Source organism: Streptomyces muensis (assembly GCF_021474425.1).
GTDB classification, from domain to species: domain Bacteria; phylum Actinomycetota; class Actinomycetes; order Streptomycetales; family Streptomycetaceae; genus Streptomyces; species Streptomyces muensis.
Genome location: NZ_JAKEIP010000121.1, coordinates 1 through 25,463, shown reverse-complemented (window position 1 = coordinate 25,463; position 25,463 = coordinate 1). Strand labels below are relative to the sequence as shown.

Annotated in this window: 21 protein-coding genes, 1 other RNA gene and 1 pseudogene; 6 read left to right on the top strand and 17 right to left on the bottom strand. The window is 71.0% G+C overall.

Annotated elements, in window-relative coordinates; genetic code table 11:
* From L0P92_RS25785 to L0P92_RS25765, 5 genes and pseudogenes are all read right to left on the bottom strand, one after another.
* A pseudogene (locus tag L0P92_RS25785) lies at window positions 1–678 on the bottom strand (hypothetical protein); the annotation flags it as partial.
* 119 nt (window positions 679–797) lie between these two features.
* A complete protein-coding gene (locus L0P92_RS25780; RefSeq protein WP_234765376.1) occupies window positions 798–2,024 on the bottom strand; it encodes an acyltransferase family protein in 1,227 nt (408 codons plus the stop codon).
* A complete protein-coding gene (locus L0P92_RS25775; protein WP_234765375.1) occupies window positions 2,021–4,219 on the bottom strand; it encodes a bifunctional polysaccharide deacetylase/glycosyltransferase family 2 protein in 2,199 nt (732 codons plus the stop codon). The genes L0P92_RS25780 and L0P92_RS25775 overlap by 4 nt, the downstream gene beginning before the upstream one ends.
* Window positions 4,219–5,199, bottom strand: coding sequence for a hypothetical protein (locus L0P92_RS25770; protein WP_234765374.1), 981 nt, complete (start codon window positions 5,197–5,199; stop codon window positions 4,219–4,221). The genes L0P92_RS25775 and L0P92_RS25770 overlap by 1 nt, the downstream gene beginning before the upstream one ends.
* Before the next feature lie 557 nt (window positions 5,200–5,756).
* Window positions 5,757–6,722, bottom strand: a complete 966-nt coding sequence (locus tag L0P92_RS25765) for a LysR family transcriptional regulator (RefSeq protein WP_234765373.1) — start codon at window positions 6,720–6,722, stop codon at window positions 5,757–5,759.
* 101 nt (window positions 6,723–6,823) lie between these two features.
* On the opposite strand from L0P92_RS25765, the gene L0P92_RS25760 reads away from it, so the two are divergent.
* The 4 genes from L0P92_RS25760 (at window position 6,824) to L0P92_RS25745 (ending at window position 12,718) form a co-directional block, all read left to right on the top strand.
* The gene (locus L0P92_RS25760) at window positions 6,824–8,167 is read left to right on the top strand and encodes an MFS transporter (protein WP_234765372.1); all 1,344 of its coding nucleotides are present in this window, start codon (window positions 6,824–6,826) and stop codon (window positions 8,165–8,167) included.
* 146 nt (window positions 8,168–8,313) lie between these two features.
* Window positions 8,314–10,566 (top strand): alpha-xylosidase, encoded by a 2,253-nt coding sequence (yicI, locus tag L0P92_RS25755; RefSeq protein WP_234765371.1) that lies wholly within the window; start codon window positions 8,314–8,316, stop codon window positions 10,564–10,566.
* Entirely contained in the window at window positions 10,566–11,576 is a 1,011-nt protein-coding gene (locus L0P92_RS25750) for a LacI family DNA-binding transcriptional regulator (RefSeq protein WP_234765370.1), read from the top strand. Before yicI ends, L0P92_RS25750 begins: the two co-directional genes overlap by 1 nt.
* A 359-nt stretch (window positions 11,577–11,935) precedes the next feature.
* A complete protein-coding gene (locus L0P92_RS25745) occupies window positions 11,936–12,718 on the top strand; it encodes a DUF899 domain-containing protein (RefSeq protein ID WP_234765369.1) in 783 nt (260 codons plus the stop codon).
* Between the two features lie 22 nt (window positions 12,719–12,740).
* On the opposite strand, the gene L0P92_RS25740 is transcribed toward L0P92_RS25745, so the two are convergent.
* Window positions 12,741–13,148: a winged helix-turn-helix transcriptional regulator gene (locus L0P92_RS25740; protein WP_234765368.1), complete on the bottom strand. Its 408-nt coding sequence runs from the start codon at window positions 13,146–13,148 to the stop codon at window positions 12,741–12,743.
* Window positions 13,149–13,257: 109 nt separating this feature from the next.
* Between L0P92_RS25740 and L0P92_RS25735 the strand changes: the two genes are divergently transcribed.
* Window positions 13,258–14,103, top strand: coding sequence for an SDR family oxidoreductase (locus tag L0P92_RS25735; protein WP_234765367.1), 846 nt, complete (start codon window positions 13,258–13,260; stop codon window positions 14,101–14,103).
* 25 nt (window positions 14,104–14,128) lie between these two features.
* Here the strand turns inward: L0P92_RS25735 and dacB are convergent, their stop codons facing one another.
* From dacB to ftsE, 9 genes are all read right to left on the bottom strand, one after another.
* Entirely contained in the window at window positions 14,129–15,721 is a 1,593-nt protein-coding gene (dacB, locus tag L0P92_RS25730; protein ID WP_234765366.1) for a D-alanyl-D-alanine carboxypeptidase/D-alanyl-D-alanine endopeptidase, read from the bottom strand.
* Between the two features lie 61 nt (window positions 15,722–15,782).
* A complete protein-coding gene (locus tag L0P92_RS25725; protein WP_234765365.1) occupies window positions 15,783–16,769 on the bottom strand; it encodes an extracellular catalytic domain type 1 short-chain-length polyhydroxyalkanoate depolymerase in 987 nt (328 codons plus the stop codon).
* 77 nt (window positions 16,770–16,846) lie between these two features.
* A complete protein-coding gene (locus L0P92_RS25720; RefSeq protein ID WP_234765364.1) occupies window positions 16,847–17,410 on the bottom strand; it encodes a hypothetical protein in 564 nt (187 codons plus the stop codon).
* 13 nt (window positions 17,411–17,423) lie between these two features.
* Entirely contained in the window at window positions 17,424–18,503 is a 1,080-nt protein-coding gene (locus L0P92_RS25715; protein ID WP_234765363.1) for a DUF4232 domain-containing protein, read from the bottom strand.
* 159 nt (window positions 18,504–18,662) lie between these two features.
* Window positions 18,663–19,031: a transfer-messenger RNA gene (ssrA, locus tag L0P92_RS25710) on the bottom strand.
* 111 nt (window positions 19,032–19,142) lie between these two features.
* Complete coding sequence (smpB, locus tag L0P92_RS25705) at window positions 19,143–19,685, bottom strand: SsrA-binding protein SmpB (RefSeq protein WP_234765377.1); 543 nt, start codon at window positions 19,683–19,685, stop codon at window positions 19,143–19,145.
* Between the two features lie 70 nt (window positions 19,686–19,755).
* The gene (locus L0P92_RS25700; protein WP_234765362.1) at window positions 19,756–20,919 is read right to left on the bottom strand and encodes a S41 family peptidase; all 1,164 of its coding nucleotides are present in this window, start codon (window positions 20,917–20,919) and stop codon (window positions 19,756–19,758) included.
* A gap of 68 nt (window positions 20,920–20,987) precedes the next feature.
* Window positions 20,988–21,905, bottom strand: coding sequence for a permease-like cell division protein FtsX (gene ftsX / locus L0P92_RS25695; protein WP_234765361.1), 918 nt, complete (start codon window positions 21,903–21,905; stop codon window positions 20,988–20,990).
* Window positions 21,906–21,942: 37 nt separating this feature from the next.
* Window positions 21,943–22,632, bottom strand: a complete 690-nt coding sequence (ftsE, locus tag L0P92_RS25690; RefSeq protein WP_030051349.1) for a cell division ATP-binding protein FtsE — start codon at window positions 22,630–22,632, stop codon at window positions 21,943–21,945.
* Window positions 22,633–22,931: 299 nt separating this feature from the next.
* On the opposite strand from ftsE, the gene L0P92_RS25685 reads away from it, so the two are divergent.
* Entirely contained in the window at window positions 22,932–23,123 is a 192-nt protein-coding gene (locus tag L0P92_RS25685; protein WP_128428849.1) for a hypothetical protein, read from the top strand.
* Window positions 23,124–23,222: 99 nt separating this feature from the next.
* Here L0P92_RS25685 and L0P92_RS25680 read toward each other — a convergent pair whose 3' ends face one another.
* Both L0P92_RS25680 and prfB read right to left on the bottom strand, forming a co-directional pair.
* A complete protein-coding gene (locus L0P92_RS25680) occupies window positions 23,223–23,864 on the bottom strand; it encodes an LPXTG cell wall anchor domain-containing protein (RefSeq protein WP_234765360.1) in 642 nt (213 codons plus the stop codon).
* Window positions 23,865–24,157: 293 nt separating this feature from the next.
* Window positions 24,158–25,264, bottom strand: a complete 1,107-nt coding sequence (gene prfB, locus L0P92_RS25675; RefSeq protein ID WP_234765359.1) for a peptide chain release factor 2 — start codon at window positions 25,262–25,264, stop codon at window positions 24,158–24,160.
* Between the last annotated feature and the right edge of the window lie 199 nt (window positions 25,265–25,463).

Genomic DNA, 25,463 nt, shown 5'->3' with positions numbered 1-25,463 from the left:
GACCAGGGCGGCCGGGGGCTGGTTGCCGTAGGGGGCGGCCCCGGAGGCGAAGGGGTTGTGCTGCCCGGGAACCTGCCCCGGCAGCTGCGCGCCGGGCGGCAGATAGCGCACCCGCCCGCCCTGGTCGGTGATCGGCATGAACCCGGCGGCCTGGAGGCGGGCCGCGAACTTGGCGTTGCGCTTACGCGTGACGGCGAAGCCGATGCCGACGATCGCCATGAAGAACGCCCAGGTGAGGAACGCGGCGACCCAGGCGGCACCGTCCGCGCCGAGCCGCAGCCCGAGGATCACGGCGCCGACGGTGAGGCCGATGGCGGCGTAGCCCATCCGCTTCTCGGCGTTCTTGCCGGTGAGATCGAAGTTGATACGGGCCTTGAGCAGTTCGAAGGCGTCGGGGATCACGGGCGGTACGGAAACCCCGTCGCCGGCGTTCGGATACTGCGCCCAGTTCTGCCCGGCGCGGGCGCGGGCCTGCGGGCTCGGGTCGGGGGCGATCAGCATCACGAGCGCGTTGTTCCGCCCGGCGCTCTGCCGTACGTCCACGTACTCGTACCCGAACTGCTGGGCGATGAAGGCGAGCCTGGCGAGCTTCTTCACCGAGGCCAGCGGACTGGTGAGCTCCACCGGCTCCCCACCCGCCATCAGCCGCAGCATCTTCTGCACCTGCCGCTTGCTCATCAGCACCTGCTCCCCACCGGCCACCCGGGCCCACCCGGCCCCATGGACCGCCCCGTTCACTTCCGCAACGCGATCAGTGTTCCACGGGGGTCTGACAGTCGGGTAGCTCGGTGGCGGGTTCAGGGGCGCTTGGCCCGGCGGCCACCCGTCCGCTTCGTGGACCCGTCCGGCCACAACTGCGGTCGCCGCCGGGCCGCCAGGTCCTCCGCCCAGCCGAACCACACGATGCAGCTGCCGATGAGTACCCAGGTGAAGGCCAGGACCGGCCAGGGGCTTTCCAGGAGCCAGGAGAAGTGCATCCACATCAGGTCGATGCCCCACAGCTGGTCCCACATCGTCGCGGCGATGAGGATGCAGATGTTGTGCCAGAGGTAGATCGTCACCGCGCGGGAGTTGAGGAGGGTGATCAGGCGGTCCCAGCGGCGCAGGCGGCGGGGCCAGTCGGACCAGGAGGGGCTGAGGTGGAGGAGGAGCAGGACGGTGCCGAAGGACCAGAGGGCCTGGGCCAGGGGCATGCTGTCCAGGTCGTGGCCTTCGCCGAAGTCGTGGTTGAGGGCGTACCAGAGGCCGACGGCGGCGAAGATCGGGGCGATGGACGGCACGACGTAGCGGGGCAGGCGGCGCAGGACGCCCTCCTGGTGTGCCATGCCGAGGATCCAGCAGGCGCCGAAGGTGCTGAAGTCGGTGACGGCGGACGGGAACCGCTCGCCGGGGAGGTTGAGGTAGCCCAGTTCGAAGGCCGCCGACAGGGCGAGCGGCGCGAGGACGGTGGCCAGCGGCATCGCGCGCAGGGCCTTGAGCAGGAACGGGGAGAGCAGGACGTACCAGAGGTAGGCGCGGATGTACCAGAGCGGTCCGGCGAGGTCGGAGGCCCAGTTCTCGCCGACGAAGCCGTGGAGTCCGGGGAGGCCCTCGCCGTACGGCGGGTCGCTGAGCGGGACGATCCAGTAGGCGAGGTGGATCCACCACCAGCCGGGGTGGCCGTCGGCGTCCGGGCCCCAGCCCTGGATCACCATGCCGGTGACGCCGACCACGCCCAGCAGCCACAGCGGGGGCAGCAGGCGGCGTATCCGGCTCTTGATGACCTGCACGGCCGGGCGCTTCAGGGAGCGGGCCATGAGGTTGCCGGCGAGGGCGAACATCACGCCCATGGAGGGGAAGACGAGGGGCAGCCAGGCCCAGCCCGTCAGGTGGTAGAGGACCACGCGGAACAGGGCGAGGGCGCGCAGGAGGTCGAAGTAGCGGTCGCGGACCGGGGCCTTGCGGGCGGCCCGCTCGGTCGTCTCCGGCGCGAGCGGGGCCGCCGGGTCGGACGGCGGAGCCGTCGCGGGGGTGGGTGGGTTCATCGGACCGGCCTCTCGTCCATGATCTGCCGACGCTGGGCCGGAACGGTCGGCGGGGCGGACACCCCGCCCTTGCGCCGCAGCTTCTGCCAGCGCAGCCGGCCGCCGGTCAGGGCGGTGATCCAGGACTGGAGCAGGACGACGTACATGAGTTGTCGGTAGAGGATCTGCTGGAGCGGGAGGGAGATGAGCGGGGTGAGGCGCTCGCGGTCCAGGACGAAGGCGTAGGCCGCGCAGACCAGCTGGATGGCGAGGACGCCGAACCAGGCCAGGATCGTCTTCTCTGTGGGGCCGAAGATCAGGCCGTAGATGAGGAAGACGTCGATCAGCGGGGCCAGCAGGGGGGCCAGGACCATGAAGAGGGAGACGAGCGGCAGGCCCACGCGGCCGAAGCGGCCCGACGGGCCCCGGTCCACCAGCGCCCTGCGGTGCTTCCAGATCGCCTGCATGGTGCCGTACGACCAGCGGTAGCGCTGGGACCACAGCTGCTGGACCGACTCCGGGGCCTCGGTCCACGCCCGGGCCTTCTCGGCGTACACCACGCGCCAGCCGTCGCGGTGGATCGCCATCGTGATGTCGGTGTCCTCGGCGAGGGTGTCGTCGCTCATGCCGCCGACCCGTTCCAGGGCCGAGCGCCGGAAGGCTCCGACGGCGCCGGGGATGGTCGGCATGCACTGCAGGACGTCGTACATACGGCGGTCCAGGTTGAAGCCCATCACGTACTCGATGTGCTGCCAGGCGCCGATGAGGGTGTCCTTGTTGCCGACCTTGGCGTTGCCGGCGACCGCGCCGACGCGCGGGTCGGCGAACGGCTGGACGAGTTCGCGGACCGTGGACGGTTCGAAGACGGTGTCGCCGTCCATCATCACGATCAGGTCGTGCCGGGCGTTGGCCATGCCGCGGTTGAGCGCGGCGGGCTTGCCCGCGTTGAGCTGGCGGATGACACGGACGTTCGGCAGGCCCAGCCCTTCGACGATCCGGGCGGTGCCGTCGCTGGAGCCGTCGTCGATGACGATGATCTCGACGGGGTGTTCGCTGCGCATCAGGGACCGCACGGTGTTCTCGATGCACTTGGCCTCGTTGTACGCCGGGACCAGCACCGACACCGGTTCGGTGACCGGCGCGTTCGGCCCCCATCTGAAGTCGCGGCGGCGGGTGCGGCGGGCGTGGATGCCGGAGAGCAGCAGCATCAGGCCGAAGCGGGCGATGACGAGGGAGCCGATGGCGGCGAGGCCGACGACGAGGATCGCGGTGATGTTGTCGGAGGCGTCGACGAGGAAGACCCAGGCCTTGCCCTTCCACAGGTCGAGGCCGGTGACCTCGGTGTGCGCGCTCGGGGCGTTCAGGGCCTCGGTGAGGTTCTGGAACTCGTAGCCCTTGTCCTGGAGTTGGGGGATGAGCCGGTCCAGTGCGCGGACCGTCTGGTGCCGGTCGCCGCCGGAGTCGTGCATCAGGACGATGGCGCCCTTGCCGGGCTTGGGCGTGGAGTTGCGGATGATGGCCTCGACGCCGGGCTTGCGCCAGTCCTCGCTGTCGGTGTCGTTGACGATCGTGATGTAGCCGCGGCTGCCGATGTACTCGGTGACCGGCCAGGAGTTGTTGTCCATGTTCTCGGACTTGGACGAGTACGGCGGCCGGAACAGGGAGCTGCGGATGCCGACCGCGCCCGCGAGCGCGAGCTGGTTCTGGGAGAGCTCCCAGTCGACGCGCTTCTTGGACTGGTAGGAGAGGTCGGGGTGGTTGAAGGTGTGCAGGCCGATCTCGTGGCCCTCGTCCACCATGCGCTGGACGAGGTCCGGGTAGCGGGAGGCCATCGTGCCGGTGATGAAGAAGACGGCGTGGGCGTCGTTGCGCTTCAGGGCGTCCAGCACCTTCGGCGTCCACTCGGGGTCCGGGCCGTCGTCGAAGGTGAGGACGACGCTGTCGTCCGGCACGTGCAGTGTGGTGGCCTTGCCGCTGCGGGTGTCGATGACCGGGCCGCCCTTGAGGACGTCCTGCGGCACCTTGTCGTTGGCGGCGGCGGGCGCCACCCGGTAGTCGGCCAGGATCTCACTGTGGACGTAGCCGCGCAGCATCAGCATCGCCATCAGCGCGACGAGGACGAGGCAGGGCAGCAGCAGGCGCATGGGCACGCGGCGGCGCCGGGAGCCGTCGGGGGCTCCCTTCGCGGGGCCGTGACGGCGGGTGCGGGATGCCATCAGAGGGTGTACTCCGGGGACGTGGCGGCGGGCGCGGCGGCGGTGTCGTCCGGCTCCTGCGCGATGGGCGACGGGTCACTGGGACCGTCAGCGACCGTGCCGGTGCCGGGTTCGTCGACGGTCGGGGTGACGGTCGGCTCCTCGGTGGGGCCGCCGCCCGTCGGGGTCGGGTCGGGGCCGGGGTCGGGCACGGTGGGCTCGACGGTCGGATCGGCGTCCCGGGTGGGATCGGTGTCCGGGTTCACGGTGGGCTTCGTCGCGCTCGGCTTCGGGTCGGCGGACGCCCCCGGGCTCTCGACGCCGGCCGACGCACCGGGCTCGGCGACGCCGGCGCCCGGGGACGGGGTCGTACCGGCGCCGGCCGTCGGGGAGGCGCCCGGGGAGACGCTGCCCGTGCCGGAGGGCACCGGTGCCGACTCGGCGGGCAGCGGCGGGGTGTCGACCTGACCGGCCGGCTGCTCCTTGGGGCCCTCGACGGGCAGCCACGGCGCGTCGGAGTTGCCGGACAGCACCGTGGCGACGATCACTACGGCGTAGACCGCGCAGGCGAGAGCCACGGCCATGCCGATCCGCCGGAAACGACGGCTACGGCGCCCCGACTCGTCGACGAACACCGGCCCGTCGGACCCCTCGCCGCCGCCACCCGGCGCGCCCTTGGCCGCGCGCAACATGTTGTCCAGCTGCAGCCCGACACCGTCGAGCTGGATGGTGACCTCGTGCGGATCATGCGTGGCACCGGCCCCCACGCCCGCCTTGGCCTCCGCCCCGGCCTCCGTCCCGGAGGACTCGTCACTCTCGGCCCACGGATCACGGACGGCGGGGGCGACCCGCGTCTCACCGGACGCCGGGAACGCATCGTTCCGCGAGGCCCCGGCCGCGTCGGCCCCGGCGGCCGGGGAGGCCGAGGGCGCGTCGGCCCTGGCGGCCTGCGCCGCGTGACGCCCGGAAGCCGAAGACGGACCGCCTCCGGCGGCAGGCACACCGTCGCTTCTACGAGCCGACGGTCGTCGGTCGAACGCCGACCAGGTCTCCGTCCTCCCCGTCGGCCGTCCAGAGCTCCCCGCCGTCGATCTCCCGACCGCCGGAAGCACCGCGGTCTCGTCCGCGTCGGAAGGCGACGCACCGGACACGGCCCCACCGGCACCGCCCCCAAGGACCCGTGTCTCGTCCGCGTCCGAGGACGCGCGGTCGCCGCCGTGGGGTATCTCCGTCTCCCTTGCCTCGGGTCGGGAGCGATGGCCCTGTCCGGGGACCTCGGTCTCCCCGGTCGCCGGGAAGGCCTGGGTGTCACACCGGGAGCCCTCCACGGAAGAGCCGCCTCCGGAGCCCCGAGCGATCTCGGGCCACTCCGGTTGGGCATCTTCTCGCCACTTCTTCACGCGCACGCACATCCCCCCACGGGACCGTTCCGGGTGCGCGTACGACACTGAGCACCCGTCGCCGTACCGAGCCCCCACCCGGCCGAGCGCCCCCCTATTACCACACCGTGCTCAGGCCACGAATGTAGCGCACGCGGAGGTTTCGTGGTTGCCGCGTGTCAATTGTGCGCGCTCATGGTGGCCGAATCAGTGGCCGAAAGCCACCCGTCCGCAGGCCTGCGCAACCAGCCCTCCTCGGCCGCGACCTGGGCCGCAGCCCGTCGAAGGGTGTCGAACGCGGGGTGCGCGAGCCCCTTTCGCCACACCAGGGAAACGGGTGACAACGGAACCGGATCGATCAGGGGACGCAGCACGGTCCGGGGCATGGGCGGGAAGTCCACGACGGCCAGCACGGGCGTCCGCGTCTTGGCCATCAGCCGCTCGAACTCCTCGTCGCCCACGGCGAGCGGAGCGGGCGGCGCCACCTCGATGCCCCGCCCGTCGAACAGCCTGCGCGCGAGATCGGTCCACTCGGGAGTGCGGGGGTTGCCCGCCCCGGCGTAGATCACCTCCCCCGCGAGCGCGGCCAGCGGTATCGCCTCCAGCGCCGCCAGCGGATGGTCCTCGGGGAGCAGGATCGCCATGGGCTCGTAGCGGACCGGCTGATGGTCGAGCCCCGCCCGCAGCGCCGGGGCCAGCCCCGCGAACCGTCCGAAGGACGCGTCCAGCCGCCCGGCGACCATCTCGCCGGCCGCCCATGTCAGGCCGCTCTCGTAGCGGGCCATCAGCTCGTACTCGGGGGCGAGTTCGCGGGCCCGGTGCAGGACCCGGCGCGGGGTGCCAAGGCCGGGGGAGTTGAGGTCCACCAGCAGGGCGCGCGCCTGCCCGAAGGCGGCGAGCAGGTCGTCCTGGGCCTGGAGGGCGCGACGCGCGTACGGCACCAGTCGCTCGCCGTCGGCCGTCAGCGTGACCTGCCGGGTAGTCCGTACGAACAGCTCGGCCCCCAACTCCCGCTCCAGCCGCCGTACGTCCCGGCTGAGCGCCTGCTGGGCGACGTACAGCCGCGCCGCGGCACGCGTGAAGTGCAGTTCCTCCGCGACGGCGAGGAACGCGCGCAGGAGACGGGGGTCGAGGTGACCGGGCATGCCGGAAACCTACAGCTCACGCCCGTCTCACAACACAGGTGCGTGAATCCGCGCCCAGCAGGTGTTGGACCGCGTGATCCACTCCGGGCGACGGTGGATCCATGCCGCAACCGTCGTACAGAAAAGCCCCGAAGACCTCGCATACGCCGAACTCACATAACACCCTGAATACTCCGAACACCCCCCTCCTCACCGTCACCGCCGACACCCTCGTCGCCGTCGACTTCGGCCCCCGCGCGAAGAGCTGGCCCCCCGGCCCGTACCGCCGGCTCTTCACCCACCCCGGCACCCGCGCCTTCACGCTGGCGAACCTGACCGCCCGCCTGCCCATGGGCATGTTCAGCGTGAGCGCGGTCGTGATGATCGCCGGTACCCGGGGTTCGTACGCCCTCGCCGGTGCCGTCACCGCGACCGGCCTCGCGGCGACCGCGCTGGTCGCCCCCTGGACGGCGCGGCTCGTCGACCGGTACGGGCAGGCGCGGGTCGCCGTACCCGCCACGCTCATCGCCGCGCTGGGCAGCCTCGCGCTGCTGCTGTGCGTGCGCCATGAGGCCCCCGCCTGGACCCTGTTCGCCGCGTACGCCGCCACCGCGACCACCCCCAACACCGGCGGTATGTCGCGCGCCCGCTGGGCCCATCTGCTGAAGGGCGACCCCGGGTCCCTGCACACCGCGAACTCCTTCGAGCAGGCCGCCGACGAACTGTGCTTCATGCTGGGCCCGGTGCTCGCGGCCTTCCTGTGCGGCACGCTGTTCCCGGAGGCGGGGACGCTGGCGGGCGTGGTGCTCCTGGTGACGGGCGTGCTGGCCTTCGCCGCACAGCGCTCGACCGAGCCGCCGACGCCGCCCCGGGACCGTACGGGCGCGACAGCGCGCACCACCGCGCCGTCCCCGCTCCGCGCCCCCGGCATGCCCGCGCTGCTGGCCGTCTGCCTCGCCATGGGCGCGGTGTTCGGCGCGACGGAGGTCGTCACCCTCGCGTTCGCCGACGAGCGGGGCCACCGTACGGCCGCGGGCGCGGTACTGGCGCTCCAGGCGGCCGGATCCTGCGCGGCGGGCCTGCTGTACGGCCGGCTCAGGCTCTCCGTCCCCGCCGAGCACCGATACCCCTGGTGCATAGCGGCGATGACCGCGCTGCTGACCCTGCCCCTGCTGGCAGCCTCCCTCACCGGCAACCTGGCCCTGCTCGCCCTCGCCCTGCTGATCGCCGGCATGGCCACGGCGCCGACCATGATCACCAACATGGCCCTGGTGCAGCAGCGCACCCCGCCCAGCCGCCTGAACGAGGGCATGACCCTCGCGGTGACCGCCCTCCTGGGCGGCATCGCCTGCGGCAGCGCGGTCGGGGGCTGGGCGGTGGAGCACCTGACGCCGGCGGCCGGCTACGGAGTGCCCCTGACGGCAGCGGCGGCGGCACTGCTCATCGCCCTGGCGGCGACCCCGTGATCCGCCCGCCCCATTGACTCGCCCGATTGCCCTGCCCATTGACTCGCCCTCACGTCGCACATACCTTCGCCAATCGAAGCGCTTCGACACAAGTGATCGAATCGATTCGACAGGACCGAGGACGAGACGCGGCGAGGGACCCCCACATGAAGTTCACCGACGGCTACTGGCTGCTGCGCGAAGGCGTCACCGCGGCCCATCCCGCCGAAGTCCTGGACGTCACCGAGTCGGACGGCGCCCTGGAGATCCACGCGCCGACCCGGCCCATCCGCTCGCGCGGCGACCTGATGACGGGACCGGTCATGACGATCAACGCCCACACCCCGATGCCCGACGTCATCGGCCTCACCCTCACCCACTTCAGCGGTGAACAGCCGCGCGGCCCCGAGTTCGAGGTCACCGAGTCCGCGGAGACGGTCCCGCAGATCTCGTACGACGACGACCACGCGACCCTGACCTCCGGCGCGCTGTCGGTCCGGGTCGCCCGCGCCGGTACCTGGCAGGTCGACTTCCTGGCCGGCGGCCGCACCCTCACCTCCAGCGGCCCCAAGAGCATGGGCATCATGCGCGACGCGAGCGGGGCGCACTATCTGCGCGAGCAGCTGGGCCTCGGTGTCGGTACGTCCGTGTACGGTCTCGGCGAGCGCTTCGGACCGCTGGTCAAGAACGGGCAGGTCGTCGACATCTGGCAGGCCGACGGCGGCACGTGCAGCGAACAGGCGTACAAGAACGTGCCGTTCTTCCTGACCGACGCGGGCTACGGCGTCTTCGTCGACCACCCGGGCAAGGTCTCCTTCGAGGTGGCCTCGGAGGTCGTCTCCCGGGTGCAGTTCAGCGCGGAGACCCAGGAGCTGACCTACTACGTCATCTACGGCCCGACCCCGAAGGACATCATCCGCAAGTACACGGCCCTGACCGGCCGCCCCGCGCTGCCGCCCGCGTGGTCGTTCGGCCTGTGGCTGTCGACGTCCTTCACGACGTCGTACGACGAGGAGACGGTGACGTCGTTCGTGGACGGCATGCGGGAGCGTGAACTGCCGCTGTCTGTCTTCCACTTCGACTGCTTCTGGATGCGGGAGTTCCACTGGTGCGACTTCCAGTGGGACCCGCGCGTCTTCCCCGACCCCGAGGGGATGCTGGCCCGGCTGAAGGCGCGGGACCTGCGGGTCTGTGTCTGGATCAACCCGTACATCGCCCAGCGCTCCCCGCTGTTCGCGGAGGGCAAGGAGCTGGGGTACCTGCTGAAGCGGCCGGACGGCAGCGTGTGGCAGTGGGATCTGTGGCAGCCGGGCATGGCGCTGGTCGACTTCACCCTGCCGGCCGCCCGCGACTGGTACGCGGCGAAGCTGGAGGCGCTGCTCGCACAGGGCGTCGACTGCTTCAAGACCGACTTCGGCGAGCGGGTGCCGGTCGACGTGGTGTGGTCGGACGGCTCCGACCCGGAGCGGATGCACAACTACTACACGTACCTGTACAACCGCACCGTCTTCGACGTGTTGCGCAAGCACCGCGGCGAGGAGGAGGCGGTGCTCTTCGCGCGCTCGGCGACGGCGGGCAGCCAGAAGTTCCCGGTGCACTGGGGCGGCGACTGCGAGGCGACCTACGAGTCGATGGCGGAGTCGCTGCGCGGCGGGTTGTCGCTCGGCCTGTCCGGCTTCGGGTACTGGAGCCATGACATCGGCGGCTTCGAGGGCACGCCGTCGGCGGCGCTGTTCAAGCGGTGGCTGGCGTTCGGGCTGCTGTCCTCGCACAGCCGGCTGCACGGGTCGTCGTCGTACCGGGTGCCGTGGCTTTTCGACGAGGAGTCGGTGGACGTGGCCCGCCACTTCATCCGGCTGAAGCTGCGCCTGATGCCCTATCTCTACGAGGCCGCCCGCACCGCCCACACCGAGGGCGTGCCGATGATGCGGGCGATGGTGCTGGAGTTCCCGGACGATCCCGGGTGCGCGCACCTGGAGCGGCAGTACATGCTCGGGTCCGACCTGCTGGTGGCGCCGGTCTTCAGCGACGAGGGCGACGTCTCGTACTACGTCCCCGAGGGCACCTGGACCGACTTCCTCGGCGGGCGGACGGTGACCGGGCCGCGCTGGGTGCGCGAGAAGCACGGTTTCGCGAGCGTGCCGCTGCTGGTGCGGCCGGGTGCCGTGATCCCGGTGGGCGCGGTGGACGACCGGCCCGACTACGACCATGCCGACGGGGTGACGCTGCGGGCGTTCGGGCTGGAGCGGGGCGCGCGGGTGACGGTGCGGGTCGGGGAGGTGGTCTACACGGTCGTACGGGAGGGCGACACGCTGCGGGCCTCCTGCGGTGACCCGTCCGCGGCCTGGGGGCTGGCGGCGGGTGAGCGCGAGGTGCGGGCGCGGGCGGGGACCGGGTTTCTCTCCCTGGAGCTGGGCTGATGGTGAAGATCACGGATGTGGCGCGGCATGCCGGGGTCTCCCCCAGCACCGTGTCGTATGTGCTCAGCGGAAAGCGTCCGATCTCCGAGGAGACCCGGCGCCGCGTGGAGGAGTCCATCCGCCGGCTCGGCTACCGTCCGCACGCCGGCGCCCGCGCCCTGGCCGGCCGCAGGTCGAACGTGCTGGCCCTGGCGGTGCCGCTGCGGCCGGGTATCGACGTGCCGGTGGCGATGCGGTTCGCGGTGTCGGTGGTGACGACGGCCCGGCGCCACGGCCATGACGTGCTGCTGCTGACCCAGGAGGAGGGCGAGGAGGGGCTGCGGCAGGTCGTGGACACGGTGTCGGTGGACGGGCTGATCGTCATGGACGTACAGCTGGACGATCCGCGCCCGGCGCTGCTGCGCGGCCTTGACCGGCCGTCGGTGATGATCGGCTTCCCGGCCGATCCGAAGGGCCTGACCTGCATCGACCTGGACTTCAAGGCGGCGGGTGAGGCGTGCGTGGAGCATCTGGCGCGGCTCGGCCACCGGGCGGTGGCACTGGTGGGGTCGCCGCCTGAGGTGTACGTCCGGGGCACGGCGTTCGCCCAGCGCGTGGTCCGCGGCTTCACCGCCGCCGCGGACCGGGGCCGGCTCGCCTCCATCGTGCACCCCTGCGAGGCCTCGCCCGCGGCGGCCCGCACGCTCGCCGAGCAACTGCTGCGGGAGCAGCCCGCTTTGACGGGGGTCGTCGTCCACAACGAGGCGGTCCTGGAGCCCCTGATCGACGCCTTCGAGAAGCTCGGCCTGCGCGTGCCCGCCGACCTCTCGGTCACCGCGATCTGCCCCGACGAACTTGCCGCCTCACTGCGCACACCGGTCACGTCGGTCACCCTGCCCGCCGACGAGGTCGGCGCCCGGGCCGTGGAACTACTGATGAAGAAGCTGAACGGAACAGCCACACCGGAGGCGACACTGCTGCCACCGAGAATGACGGAGAGGGGGAGCACGGCACCGCGGGCGGTGGCGTGAGGAGGCTCGGGCGGAGGCCGGCGCCGCGGTGACCGCGTGAGCGGGCTCGGACGGGAGTTGCGCCGTGAGTGGTCGCGTGAGCAGGCTCGGCGGAATCGGCGCTGCGGACGGTCGCCTGAACAGGCTCGGGCACCAGTGCGGGCGGTCGCGTGGGCCGGCGCGGGCAGCCCCCTGAGCAGGCTCCGGCTCCGGCTCCGGCTCCGGCTCCGGCAGGAGTCTGCGGCGTGCCGGTCGAGTGCGTGGGCTCGAGCAAGGGCGCGGCCGTGCGATGAGTTCCGGGCGGGCCGGGAGTCTGTCGTGGTGACCGGTGTGGGACCGCTGCGCCGGTGTCCGCGACACGAGACGCCACGGAGGACTCCATGACGAGCATGCCGGACGAACCGAACGCCGGGCTGCCCGGTCGCCCGCCCGTCGTCGACCTGGCCACCTGGCAGGCCGCGCGGGACGAACTGCTGGTTCGCGAGAAGGCCCATACCCGCGAGGGCGACGCCATCGCCGCGGCCCGTCGACGGCTGCCGATGGTGGAGTTCGACGGGACCGTCGAGGTCGTCGGGCCCGATGGGCCGGTGCCGTTCCTGGACCTGTTCGAGGGGCGCGACGAGCTCGTGGTGTACAAGCACATGTGGTACGACGGCGCACCGCACCAGGGGCAGTGCGAGGGCTGCACCACCACGGCCTGGCATCTGAAGGACGCCGTCTACCTCAACGCCCGCGGCGTGTCGTTCGCCGTGCTGACCACCGGCCCCTGGGACGAGGTGGCCGCCTACGTCGAGTTCATGGGCTACACCCAGCCCTGGTACTCGGTGCGCGGCGTGGACGGTCCGGCCGGCGGCGCCATGGGGTATCTCACGAGCTATCTGCGCGACGGCGACCGCGTCTTCCTGACCTACTCCACGACGGGCCGCGGCAACGAGCGGGTCAACGGCTCCCTCGGCCTGCTCGACATGACGCCCTACGGCCGCGGCGAGACCTGGGAGGACAACCCCGAGGACTGGCCCAAGGGCGGCGAGGCGTGCTGGTCCTGGCGCTCGGACGCGGACGGAAACGCCACCTGGGGCCCGTCCAGCCGCCCCGTACCGCAGTGGACCCGCCCCGGCGCGACCCCCGTGGACACCCTCGGCCGGCAGGGCCACCACCACTGACGCGCCCCGCGCCGCAGGCGCCCTACCTCTGTTCGCCCGCCGCGTCGAACTCCCGCCTGGCTCGCTCGACCTTCGGAAGGTTCTGTGCGGACCAGTCGGCGAGGTGGGCGAAGACCGGGGCCAGGCTGCGCCCGAGCTCGCTGATCTCGTACTCCACCCTGGGCGGCACCTCGGGGTGGTACGTGCGCACGACCAGGCCGTCACGCTCCATCTGACGCAGCCGCTGGGTGAGGACCTTCGGCGTGATGGTGCCGATGGCGCGCTGGAGTTCGACGAAACGCTGCCGCCCGAACTCGTTCAGCGTCCACAGGATCGGCGTCGTCCAGCGGCTGAAGACGAGATCGACGACCGGGGAGACGGGACACGCCAGCTCCGGCGGCTCCGTCGGCGGCGGCGGCTGCTGCTCCGGCGGCTGCGAGTCGCTGCCCATAAGCCCCTCCCAGGGAAGTCACTTTCTTCTAGGTACCTACTATACCGAGGATGCTAGCGTCACAGACATCGCCCAACTCCACCCGTTTTCACCGACTTTGGGAGTTCTCGTGATCACTGTGACCGGAGCCTCCGGCAACGTCGGCCGTCCGCTCGTCGAAGCGCTTGCCCGCGCGGGCGAGAAGGTGACGGCCGTGTCCCGCACCCCCCTCCCCCACGACCTCCCGGAGTCCGCGCGGCATGTCCGCGCCGACCTCGCCGACCCCGCCACCCTTGCCCCGGCCCTGGCCGGCGCGGACGCCCTGTTCCTGCTGCTGGCCGGTGAGCTGCTCGGCGGCGGCGCACCCGCGACCGAGGTACTGGCGGCCGCCGGGGAGGCCGGCGTGCAGCGCGTCGTACTGCTCTCCTCGCAGATCAACGGCACCCGCCCGGACGCCCTCTCGCACGCCCGGCTCCGGGAGTTCGAGGAAGCCGTACGTTCCTCGGGCCTGGCCTGGACGATCCTGCGCCCGGGCGGCTTCGCCTCCAACGCCTACGCCTGGAGCGAGACCGTCCGCACGCGGCGCACCGTGATCGCCCCGTTCGCCGACATCGCCCTGCCGGTCGTGGACCCGGCCGACATAGCCGAGGCCGCCGCCGTGGTCCTGCGCGACGAGGGCCACGCAGGACGGACGTACGAACTGACCGGACCGGCCGCCGTCACCCCGCGCCAGCAGGCGGCGGCGCTCTCCGAGGCGCTCGGCGAGCAGGTCGGCTTCGTGGAGTTGCCCCGCGAGCAGGCACGCGAGCACATGGCACGCTTCATGCCCGAGCCGGTGATCGACGGCACCCTCGACATCCTCGGCGAGCCGCTCCCCGCCGAACAGCGGATCAGTCCCGACGTCGAGAAGCTCCTCGGCCGCCCGGCCGGCCCGTTCGCGGAGTGGGCACGGCGCAACGCCCACGCCTTCAAGTAGGGCCTCGCGGGCCGGCCCCGGCGCCTCAGCAGACGACCGGTTTACGCCACGAGCACTCGACGTCGGCCTGCGCCCCGCCCTTGAGCGTGGCGGCCGGCGTCGCCGCCTCGGCGGTCGAGCGGGCCAGCGTCACCACGATGGCGTCCTCCAAGGGCTTCACGGACGAGGCCAGGTAGTTGTTCAGGACGATGCCGTAGACGAGTTCCCGCCCATCGGCGCCGGTGACGTACCCGGAGAGGGCCGACGCCCCCGTCAACGACCCGGTCTTGGCGCGGGCGTTGAGCGCGGCGGGCGTCCCGCACATCCGTGAGCGCAGGGTGCCGCCGACGAACCGGTCGGGGTCGCAGGCGACCGGCAGCGAGCGGTACCAGTCGGCGTACCAGGGTTCGGCGCGCACGGCGAGGAGCAGTTCGACGAGCTGCCCGGCGGGGAAGTTGTCCATCCGCGAGAGCCCCGACCCGTCGACCTGCCGCACCTTCCCGGCGTCGACGCCGACGCCCTTGAGGTATCCGCTGATCGCGGCGAGCCCGGCGCCCCAGCTCCCGTGCCGCGAGGCCTCGTACCCCATGGCTTTAGTGAGGATCTCGGCGTGCATGTTGTTGGACAACTTCATGAACGGGACGAGCAACTCCCGCAGGGGCATGGACCGATGGGAGGCCAGCCCGACGGCCGTACCAGGCGTCTGCCGCCCGAGCCGGGTGAGTCCGCTCACCCGGACCCCGTGCTCGGCGAGCGCGTCCCGGAAGACGGCGGCGGCGTATCCGGTGGGCTCCCACACGGTGGCCCACTCCTTGGCGCCGGCCCCGCCGACCGGAGTCGTCCCGCTGACCACGACCGTGTTCGTGCCGTGCTCCCGCTCGACGGTGAGATCGTTCGCCCCGCCCGCGGCGACGGTCCTGGCCCGTACGTCGATGTCGACGTAGTCGGTGTCGGGGGTGACGGACACGACCGGCTCGTCACCGGCCTCCTCCCCCGGCGCGACCGTGACGATCACGGTCCCGGTGTCGTAGTCGGTGTCCGGCGCCACGCTCAACGCGCTGATCTGCGCGGAGTAGTAGGAGGACTCGTCGTCGGCGGCCCAGGACCGCCCGAGCCGTACGTCGTCGAACCGGGTGTCGTCGGCGAGCAGCCGTCCGTCCACGCGGGTGATCCCCGCCGCTGCGACGCGCGCGGCCAGTTCGTCGTAGTCGCGGGCGAGCAGGGTCGGGTCGCCGGTGCCGCGCAGATACAGGTCGCCGCGGAGCACGGAGCCGTGCCGCCGTCCGGTGGCCAGCACGTCGGTGGTGAACCGGTACTCCGGTCCGAGGATCTCCATGGCCGCCGCCGAGGTGGCGAGCTTGGTGTTGGAGGCGGGCATCAGCCGGGTCGAGGGCAGGTGCTGGTAGAGGAGTTCACCGGTGCCGGCGTCCGCGATCACGACGCTCGCGACGCCGCCCTCCATCCGCGCATCGCCCAGAATGGTGTCGACGGCCTCCGGCAGACCGGTGCGGTCGGCGTCCGCACCGGCCTCGGCGCCGGGCCCCAGAACGGCGGCGACGAGCGCCACGGCGACGGGCCAAGTCCATCTTCTTCCGCGGGAGTTGAAGCCTCTCCCGGACGTTCTCACGGGTCCGCTCATGCTTCAGCAGCATCCCGGACAACCGCCCGGCGCAACAGAGCGCCTCCGCTCCGCGACCGGCTCAGCCCAGTCCCCAGGCCCGCCCCATCCGGTACGCGGCGCACAGGTTCACGTCCAGGACGTACGCCCCGGCGCTCCCGCACTGCTCGCTCCCGCTCCCCGGGTCGACGGGCTGCCCGTGCCCCATCCCGGTGACGCTGTACGTCTCCACGACCGCGCGCCCGCCCGCGTCCCGGAAGACCTGGTGCGGATACCCGGCGACGGTGTCGCTGACGTCGGCGGCCTGATCGGCTCCGTGCACGTCGGTCCACTGCTTCACCAGGTCGGTCATGTTGACGGGCTTCACGGTGTAGTCGGCCGTGCCCTGGAAGGCGACGAGCGTGGGCCAGGGGCCGGCGTACCCGGGCCGGGCCGCACGCACCCGGTCGCCCCACTGCTTCGCGGTCTGCGTCGCCCCGACGTACATGCACACATACGGCGACCCGGCGGCCTGCGCGCACCCGTACGGCAGCCCGGCGACGATCCCGCCCGCCGCGAACTTCTCCGGGTACGCCGCCGTCATCACGGCGCTCATCCCGCCCCCGGCGGACAGCCCGGTGACGTACACCCGCGTCCCGTCACCGGAGGTGTCGGCGAGTTGCCGGTCGACCATCTGCGCGACGGACGCGGCCTCGCCCTGGCCGCGTGCGATGTCGCCGTTCTGGAACCAGTTGAAGCAGGACGAGGCGTTGTTGGCGGTCTGCTGCTGCGGCAGGACGACGGAGAAGCCCCAGCGGTCGGCGAGCTGGAGCCATCCGCTGCCGGTGCCGTATCCGGAGGCGTTCTGGGTGCAGCCGTGCAGCGCGACGACCACGGGCCGGCCGGCGGGCAGCCCGTCGGGGACGTATCGGAACATGCGCAGGGCACCGGGGTTGGCGCCGAACCCGGTCACCTCCTGGAGGGAGGCGGCCGTGGCGCGGCCCGGTGTGAGGAAGGCGGCGATCAGGGCGGCGACGAGAAGGGTCGCCCCCAGCAGGATTCGACGGCTTGCGGCTCTGGTCTGTGTCATGCGGAGGGACCGTAGAAGCACGAACGACCCGTCGATATGGGGTCGGACACCACAACAGGCGTGTCCGCCATGGTGGTTCACCGGGTGAGCGAGCCGTCCGTTCGGAACTGCCGCACGAACGTCCTCGGGTTCCGCACGACCTCCCACAGGCCGGCCCCGAGCAGCAGCAGACTGCTGACGAAGCACACCCAGAACACGAACTGGGCGCCCGACGCGAGGTTGTCGGTACCGCCGCCCTCGTGGAGGCAGTACGCCTGCGGGGGAAAGGCCTTGGAGACGCCGACGCCGCCGTAGTACATCGAGCACGGGTCCTCGCCGGGATCCTTGGCCGTGTCGTCCGCCGTGACCACCATCAGCCAGGCCAGCGCCGTCACCGGGACGGTGACGAACACCGGCATCTTCGCCCAGATCGGCAGCCGCGGATGGCCTAGGAGTCCGATCAGCGCGATCACCACGACGACGAACACCGCGCCGACGGCCACTGCGGCGGACGTCATCCCGAGCACCACGTCCATCAGCCAGACCACTCCCACCACGGGAGGCGCGGTGAGGACGACGACCTTGACGCCGGGCGCGATCCTCGGGTGTGCGAGCAGGCCCAGCGCGACAGCGCACCCGAGGGCGAACAGGAAACCGGTCACGGTGAGCGGCGGTTCACGGCGACGGGAGGGTCGGCGGGACGGAGGTCGGGGGCGGCGGCGTGGGCCGCTCGGCGCCGGTGCCGGCCGCTCGGGCCGTCTCGTCCTTCTGCCACGGCCCGACGCCGAGCCGCCCCGTGGTCCCGAGGTCCAGCTCCGGCTGCACGATCACGGGATCGGCACCGGACTTGGCCCGCACCCGGACGTACGGCACGTTCACCGGATCGCCGAACCCGGTGGTGCTCCGCCACGCCAGCGTCGACTGAGCCGCCTCGCCCGGCCGCAGGGTCACGAGTCGCGGACTGTCGCCCCCGCCGACGGCGGTGCTGATCTGCCCGGTCCCCTTCAGGATCCGCACACCGTCCACGGAGTCGTGGCGCTCGTCGAGGAGTTCGAGCTCCGGGTAGCCGTTGAGCTCGTAGGCCTTGGTGCCGCAGTTGACGAGATGCAGTCCTACGACGCGCAGCCCCATGGCGGCGTCCCCCTGGTCCGCGTAGACGTGCAGCCCGGACGCGGGGCACGGCCCGGAGGCGGACGGCGCCTCGTCGGCGGGAACGCTGCGCACCTTGATCACGTCGATGCCCGATACCTCGGGTGCGTGCATGGCCTCCGCCCTCATGGCGACGGCCCCCTTGACGGTCCGTCCCGGCCCGACGTCCTGGACGGTCTGCTCGACGTTGTCGACCGCGCCGCCGGACGACGAGAGGAAGGAGAAGGTCAGTGTGTAAGTGGCCTTCTTCGTCCCGGAGTTGGTGATCTCGAACGCGGCCGAGTAGTCGGCCTGACAGCCGCTGCCCGCATCCCAGGCGTACAGGCCGGTGACCTGCACGCCGTCCTCGTCCGGACCGGTGGACGACGGCAGGGGCAGCGGCGTCGGCGTGCCGGACGGGGCGACGGACGGATCGTCCCCGGCGGACGACGGCAGGCTGCCGTACTGGGAGTAGCCGGAGGGGCACAGCGCGGCGGCGTCGACCGGCGCCCCGGCCGCGCGCGCCCGTGTCGCGTCGTCGCCCTGCGTGGCGCTCTGGGAACCACACGCGGCAAGCAGCAGGACACCGGCGAAGACGACGGGAACGGTGCGCGAGGCGGTAGGCATCCGCCCAGCTCACCAGGGTGGCGCCGCACAGGCTGTGGTGGAAGCCACACCTCCGGTCACAGCGCTGTCACAGATCATTCCGGCATGACAAAGGCCCCGCTGCCCGAAGGCGGCGGGACCTTTGCCCACATGGGTCAGGAAGGCTCGGAAACCTTCCGATCGTGGAGATGGCGGGAATCGAACCCGCGTCCAACGGTGCAGAATCAGGGCTTCTCCGTGTGCAGTTCGCTGTGATTTTCTCGGCCCCGGCGATCACGCGAACAAGTCGCCGACGGGCCCAGTCACTGTTTGGTTTCCCTCTTCACCCCGTGACCGGGATCAAGGTTTAGTTCCCTAGCTGATGCCAGGATCCGGGTCGGGAACAGCCCCGGGCTGACACTTCGCAAGTCGCTACTTAGGCAGCGAGGGCGAAGGAATCGCGCTTGGTGTTGGCGATTATTTTTTGCGACATATGGTTTACGAGATCATTGCCGCTTCCTCGACACGCTTCCCCTGCTTCGACAGCCGCTGTCGAAACCGATCATCCCCATGTGGTTTTTTCAATCCCCTCCGGAAGACCGGAGGAGGCGCGCACCCTCTGTGAGGTGCAGTGCCATCGTACGTGACCAACGCACGCCGATGCCACTGTATTCCCGCCCGTCAGACGCCCCGCTGCCGCCGCTTCGCCGCCGCGATGGCCCGGTCCGACTCCCGCCGGTCCTGCTTCTCCCGCAGGGTCTGCCGCTTGTCGTACTCCTTCTTGCCTCGCGCGAGCGCGATCTCGGCCTTGGCCCGGCCGTCCTTGAAGTACAGGGCGAGGGGCACGATCGTGTGACCCGTCTCCTGGGACTTGGCCTCCAGCTTGTCGATCTCCTCGCGGTGCAGCAGGAGCTTGCGCTTGCGGCGCGCGGAGTGGTTGGTCCAGCTGCCCTGGTGGTACTCCGGGATGTGGGCGTTGTGCAGCCACGCCTCGCCCCGGTCGATCTGGACGAAGCCGTCGGCCAGCGACGTGCGGCCCTCGCGCAGCGACTTGACCTCGGTGCCCATGAGCACCAGACCGGCCTCGTAGGTGTCGATGATCGCGTAGTCGTGCCGGGCCTTCTTGTTCTGGGCGACGATCTTGCGCTTGCCGCCCTTCTCACCGTCCCTGGCCTTCGCGGCCGCCCCGCCCTGCTTGGGCTGGGACTCCTTCGGTACGTACATTCCCTTGCTCATAGTGCCGTCCATTTTCGCACTAGGCAGGGGGTGCGCGGAAAGCCGATTTACGGAGTCGCTACGACTCGCCGAGTCCGCTGAGGACCGTCTCGGCCCGCTCCAGGACGCCCCGGTCGGCCTCCAGGTCGGGGGTGATCCCCCGGCCGTCGACGGCCCGCCCGGAGGGGGTGCGGTAGTGCCCGACGGTCAGCTCGGCGACGGAGCCGTCGGGGAGGCGGCTCGGCATCTGGACCGAGCCCTTGCCGAAGGTGCGGGTGCCGACGACGACCGCGCGGCCGCGGTCCTGGAGGGCACCGGTGAGCAGCTCCGCCGCGCTCATCGTGCCGCCGTCGACGAGCGCGACCAGGGGTCTGGTGGTGTCGCCGGCCGGGTCGGCGTGCAGGGCGCGCTGGTCGCCGTCGACGTCGTAGGTGGCGACGAGGCCGCCGTCGAGGAAGGCGGAGGCGGCGGTGACGGCCTCGGTGACCAGACCTCCGGAGTTGCCGCGCAGGTCCAGCACGACGCCGGCGGTGGCGGGCGCCTGCCGTACGGCCTCGCGGACCGCGTCGCCGGAGCCCTTGGTGAAGGAGGAGATCCGGATGACGGTGATGCCGCCGGCGAGTTCTGAGACGGTGACCGAATCGGTGGACAGCCGGGCGCGGCGCAGGGTGAGGTTCCACGCGCGCGTGCCGCGCTCCAGGCCCACCTTCACGGGCGTCCCGGCGGGCGCGTCCTTGGCGTCGCCCCGCAGTAAGGAGACGACCTCGGTCACGGGACGCCCGTCGACCGTCTTGCCGTCGACACTGCGCAACAGGTCGCCGGAGCGGATCCCGGCGGTGGCAGCGGGCGACCCGGCCCGCACCTTCGTCACCTCGATACGGCCGTCCCGCTCGCGCCGGGCCCACAGCCCGACGCCGGTGTACTCGCCGTCGAGGGCCTCCTCGAACTCCTCGTACTCGCCCTCGGAGTAGACCGCGCCCCAGCGGTCCCCGCTGCGGCTGACCGCGCGTTCGGCGGCCTCCATGGGGGACTTGCCCGCGGCCATGGCCTCGGCGGCCGCCTCCGCGACGTCCACGTGCCGGCCCGCGGGGGCGGCCGAACCGGCAGCGTCGGCCGAGGATTTCCGGTCACCGGGCAGGGAGCCGGTCGCGGCACCGGCGACGAGCACGCTCGCGAACACCAATGTCAGGGCGGCCCCGCGGCCGAAGCGACGGGGCTGACAGAACAGGTCACGACCTGACATGCCGGTGAGTCTAGGACAACGCGAAGGGGCCGTACGGTCCGTTGCCCGTACGGCCCCCTTGGCGTTGGTCACACCTTCAGATACTTGCGCAGCGCGAAGAACGCCGCCAACGCGGGCATCAGCAGGCTCGTCGCGAGGATGAGCGGCAGCTTGGTCAACACCGCTTCCCAGCCGATGAAGTTGACCAAGGTCAGTTGGTCGGCCAGGGCCAGCCCGTGGTCGATGAGGAAGTACCGCGCGATGACCAGGAACGCACAGGCGACCGTCCCGCCGATGAGCCCGGCGACCGCGGCCTCCATGATGAACGGCGCCTGGATGTAGAAGCCCGAGGCGCCGACCAGACGCATGATCCCGGTCTCCCGCCGACGGCTGAACGCCGAGACACGCACCGTGTTGACGATCAGCATCAGCGCGACGACGAGCATCAGCGCCATCACCGCGCGCGCCGCCCAGTTCATGCCGTTGAGCAGCTTGAAGAGGTTGTCCAGGATGCCCTTCTGGTCCTGCACGGACTGCACGCCGTCGCGCCCGTTGAAGGCGGTCGCGACGACCTGGTACTTCTCGGGGTCCTTCAGCTTGATCCGGTACGACTCCTGAAGCTGGTCCGGCGTGAGCGAGGCGGCCAGCGGGGAGTCGCCGAACTGCTCCTTGTAGTGCTTGTACGCCTGGTCCTGCGACTCGTACGTCACCTTCTCGACGACCGTCATCTTGTCCAGGTCGGCGAGGATCTGCTTCTTCTGGTCCTCGGTGACCGCGCCCTTGGCGCAGTTGGGGTCGGACTCGGCGTCGGCCTTGTTGCACAGGAAGACCGAGACGTTGACCTTGTCGTACCAGTAGCCCTTCATGGTGTTGACCTGGTCGCTCATCAGGAGCGACCCGCCGAACAGGGCGAGCGACAGGGCGACGGAGACGACGACGGCGAAGGTCATCGTCAGATTGCGGCGGAGACCGACACCGATCTCGGAGAGTACGAACTGGGCGCGCATGGCGGCTTCTTCAGGCCTTTCCGGACTTCTACGGGGGTCAGTGCTGGTAGCCGTAGACGCCGCGCGCCTGGTCGCGGACGAGGCGGCCCTTCTCCAGCTCGATGACGCGCTTGCGCATCTGGTCCACGATGTTCTGGTCGTGGGTGGCCATCACGACGGTCGTACCGGTCCGGTTGATCCGGTCGAGCAGCTTCATGATGCCGACGGAGGTCTGCGGGTCGAGGTTGCCCGTGGGCTCGTCCGCGATCAGCAGCTTGGGCCGGTTGACGAACGCGCGCGCGATGGCCACTCGCTGCTGCTCACCGCCGGACAGCTCACCGGGCATCCGGTCCTCCTTCCCGCCGAGCCCGACGAGGTCGAGCACCTGCGGGACGGACTTGCGGATCTCACCGCGGGACTTGCCGATGACCTCCTGCGCGAAGGCCACGTTCTCGGCGACGGTCTTGTTCGGCAGCAGCCGGAAGTCCTGGAACACCGTCCCCAGCTGGCGCCGCATCTGCGGCACCTTCCAGTTGGACAGGCGCGCGAGGTCCTTGCCCAGAACGTGCACCTGCCCGTGACTGCACCGCTCCTCGCGGAGGATCAGCCGCAGGAAGGTGGACTTTCCGGAGCCCGAGGACCCCACGAGGAACACGAACTCGCCCTTCTCCACTTCCAGGGACACATCCCTGAGTGCGGGGCGGTTCTGCTTGGGGTAGACCTTGGAGACGTTGTCGAATCGGATCACGGATGCACCACGGGTCGCCGGGGGTAGATGGGGGGACCATACGCGAACCGGGGGCAGGGGCGCAGTCGCCGGGAGGGTTGCGCGCCCCTTGTGCACTTTTGTGCGGGGTTCGCTCTTTGACGGACGGCGGGGGGAACTGGGCGACCAGCCCCACACGACCCGCAGCCGCGAGACAATGGAAACCACCCCTCCCGGAGCGCCCGAGCCCTTTCCGGAGGAACCTGGCACAGTGGAGAGGGGAACATTGACGGGGCCCCACCCGTTGAAACCCCCGGAGGGACCGGCTAGGAGGGTGGCGCATGACGTACGACCGGCTGGTGTGCGCGAACTGTGCCGCACCCGTGAGTGAGGGCCGCTGCCCCGTGTGCCGGGCGAACCGAGAGCGGCTCCAGCAGGAGAACCCGTTCGCGGGTCTGAACCCGATGACACTGATCGCCCTGCTGGCGATCCTGATCGCCGCGGTGGCACTGCTGGCGCACCAGACCGCGTAGGCGGACATCAGGCGGACATGACGAGGGGCCCGGAGCGAGCGCGCTCCGGGCCCCTCGGCCGTACGGCGTGAATCACGCGACGTGCACGACCGGCTACCGTCAGGCAGCCGCACCGCCACGGCCGCTCACGAGGCGCGGCAGGATACGGAAGCCGATACCGCCGGCGATCATCGTGGCGGCGCCGACCAGCAGGAACGTGGTCTGAGCGGCGCCGGTCTCGGCGAGCTCGTCACCGCCGCCCTGGGCCGAGTTGCTGGTACCCGTGCCGGTACCGGTGGTCTCGGTGCCGGTCTCCGTCAGCGAGGAGGAGCCCTCCTCCTGCGGGGACGTGCCACCGTCGGGGTCGGTGTTGTCGTTGCCGCCCCCGTTGTTGCCGTCGTCACCGGGGTCGGTCGGGTCGAGGGTCGGGTCCTCGGTGACCGGCGGCTCCTCGGGCTGAGTGGGATCGACCGTCGGGTTGCCCGGGTCCGTCGGCTCGTTGGGCTCCGTCGGGATGCCCGGGTCCGTCGGCTCGTTGGGCGCCGTCGGGATGCCCGGGTCCGTCGGGATACCGGGGTCCGTCGGGGCGCCAGGGTCCTCGTCGCCAAGGCCCGTGTCGATGTTCACACCGATACCGCCCTCGCCGGCACTCACGCCGATCTCCAGCGCGGAAGCGGCGCCGGCGGCGGTCAGCGAAGCGCCCGCCGCAATCACGGCACCCGCCGCGAGGCGCGCGATACGGACCCGCGTCTTCTTCGTCATGTGGTTGCTACCCCCAGTAGCTGAATCGTCAGTGAGGCGGCGCTCGGGAGCCGTGATCGACGGAGGTAGTGCTGAACTCAAGTCCCCCGGTTCACATGCGCCCCAGAGATACGCATGCCACGCTTTACCCTTCCCATTTTTCAAAGACACGTCAAGGCCGTTTACCAGCGCAATGTCCAAGTACGGGGGCTATGCCAGGGGTTGGAGCCTGTGAGTGTGATGTAAAACCCAGACATGCAGGTACAGAAAAGGCAACTACCGCCGGAGTGGCGGCAGTTGCCTTGTCGACAAAGTTACTTCTCCTGCTGCTTGCGCCAGCGAATTCCGGCTTCGAGGAAACCGTCGATCTCACCGTTGAACACGGCCTCGGGGTTGCCGACCTCGAACTCGGTGCGCAGGTCCTTGACCATCTGGTACGGGTGCACCACGTACGACCGCATCTGGTTGCCCCAGGAGTTGCCGCCGTCGCCCTTGAGGGCGTCCATCTTGGCCTGCTCCTCCTGGCGGCGCCGCTCGAGCAGCTTGGCCTGGAGGACGTTCATCGCGGTGGCCTTGTTCTGGATCTGCGACCGCTCGTTCTGGCAGGAGACGACGATGCCGGTGGGGAGGTGGGTGAGGCGCACCGCGGAGTCGGTGGTGTTCACGCCCTGGCCGCCGGGGCCGGAGGACCGGTAGACGTCCACCCGCAGCTCGGACTCGTCGATCTCGATGTGGTCGGTCTGCTCGACCACGGGGAGCACCTCGACGCCCGCGAAGGAGGTCTGGCGCCGTCCCTGGTTGTCGAAGGGCGAGATGCGGACGAGCCGGTGGGTGCCCTGCTCGACGGAGAGGGTCCCGTAGGCGTACGGCGCCTGGACGGCGAAGGTGGTCGACTTGATGCCGGCCTCTTCGGCGTACGACGTCTCGTAGACCTCGGTCTTGTAGCCCTTCTGCTCCGCCCAGCGCAGGTACATCCGCTGGAGCTTCTCGGCGAAGTCGGCGGCGTCGACGCCGCCGGCCTCGGCGCGGATGTTGACGAGCGCCTCACGGGCGTCGTACTCACCGCTGAGGAGCGTCCGCACCTCCATCTCGTCCAGCGCCTTGCGGACGGCGGCGAGCTCGGACTCGGCCTCGGCACGGGTGTCCGGGTCGTCCTCCTCCTCGGCCATCTCGAAGAGCACGGCGAGATCGTCGATCCGCCCGCGCAGGGCCTCGGCCTTCCTGACCTCGGCCTGCAGATGGCTCAGCTTGCTGGTGATCTTCTGCGCCTCGTCCGGGTTGTCCCACAGGGACGGCGCGGCCGCCTGCTCCTCGAGCACGGCGATGTCTGCCCTCAGCTTGTCGAGGTCCAGAACGGCCTCGATCGACTCCATGGTCGAGGAGAGGGACTTGAGCTCTTCGGATACATCGACGACTGCCACGCCTCCAGCGTAACGGCTCCGCCAAGCGCCGAGTCCCTGGATCCCTCGGCCAAGACAAACCCGGCGTCACCAGGGGCTCCGCCCCTTCGACCCCGGGGGTCGTTCTTCGGGTGCGGCTGGGTGGGGGCTGGTCGCGCAGTTCCCCGCGCCCCTTCTGGGGCTCCGCCCCAGACCCCGCTCCTCAAACGCCGGAGGGGCT

Bases quoted from the DNA above. Each gene is read 5' to 3' on its own strand.
- L0P92_RS25765 (WP_234765373.1), bottom strand. From the start codon at position 6,722: ATGCCCGGTCACCTCGACCCCCGTCTCCTGCGCGCGTTCCTCGCCGTC.
- yicI (WP_234765371.1), top strand. From the start codon at position 8,314: ATGAAGTTCACCGACGGCTACTGGCTGCTGCGCGAAGGCGTCACCGCG.
- ftsX (WP_234765361.1), bottom strand. From the start codon at position 21,905: ATGCGCGCCCAGTTCGTACTCTCCGAGATCGGTGTCGGTCTCCGCCGC.
- L0P92_RS25700 (WP_234765362.1), bottom strand. From the start codon at position 20,919: ATGTCAGGTCGTGACCTGTTCTGTCAGCCCCGTCGCTTCGGCCGCGGG.
- L0P92_RS25775 (WP_234765375.1), bottom strand. From the start codon at position 4,219: ATGGCATCCCGCACCCGCCGTCACGGCCCCGCGAAGGGAGCCCCCGAC.
- L0P92_RS25740 (WP_234765368.1), bottom strand. From the start codon at position 13,148: ATGGGCAGCGACTCGCAGCCGCCGGAGCAGCAGCCGCCGCCGCCGACG.
- L0P92_RS25715 (WP_234765363.1), bottom strand. From the start codon at position 18,503: ATGCCTACCGCCTCGCGCACCGTTCCCGTCGTCTTCGCCGGTGTCCTG.
- L0P92_RS25750 (WP_234765370.1), top strand. From the start codon at position 10,566: ATGGTGAAGATCACGGATGTGGCGCGGCATGCCGGGGTCTCCCCCAGC.
- L0P92_RS25685 (WP_128428849.1), top strand. From the start codon at position 22,932: ATGACGTACGACCGGCTGGTGTGCGCGAACTGTGCCGCACCCGTGAGT.
- L0P92_RS25760 (WP_234765372.1), top strand. From the start codon at position 6,824: ATGCCGCAACCGTCGTACAGAAAAGCCCCGAAGACCTCGCATACGCCG.
- smpB (WP_234765377.1), bottom strand. From the start codon at position 19,685: ATGTACGTACCGAAGGAGTCCCAGCCCAAGCAGGGCGGGGCGGCCGCG.
- L0P92_RS25680 (WP_234765360.1), bottom strand. From the start codon at position 23,864: ATGACGAAGAAGACGCGGGTCCGTATCGCGCGCCTCGCGGCGGGTGCC.
- L0P92_RS25725 (WP_234765365.1), bottom strand. From the start codon at position 16,769: ATGACACAGACCAGAGCCGCAAGCCGTCGAATCCTGCTGGGGGCGACC.
- L0P92_RS25780 (WP_234765376.1), bottom strand. From the start codon at position 2,024: ATGAACCCACCCACCCCCGCGACGGCTCCGCCGTCCGACCCGGCGGCC.
- dacB (WP_234765366.1), bottom strand. From the start codon at position 15,721: ATGAGCGGACCCGTGAGAACGTCCGGGAGAGGCTTCAACTCCCGCGGA.
- L0P92_RS25745 (WP_234765369.1), top strand. From the start codon at position 11,936: ATGACGAGCATGCCGGACGAACCGAACGCCGGGCTGCCCGGTCGCCCG.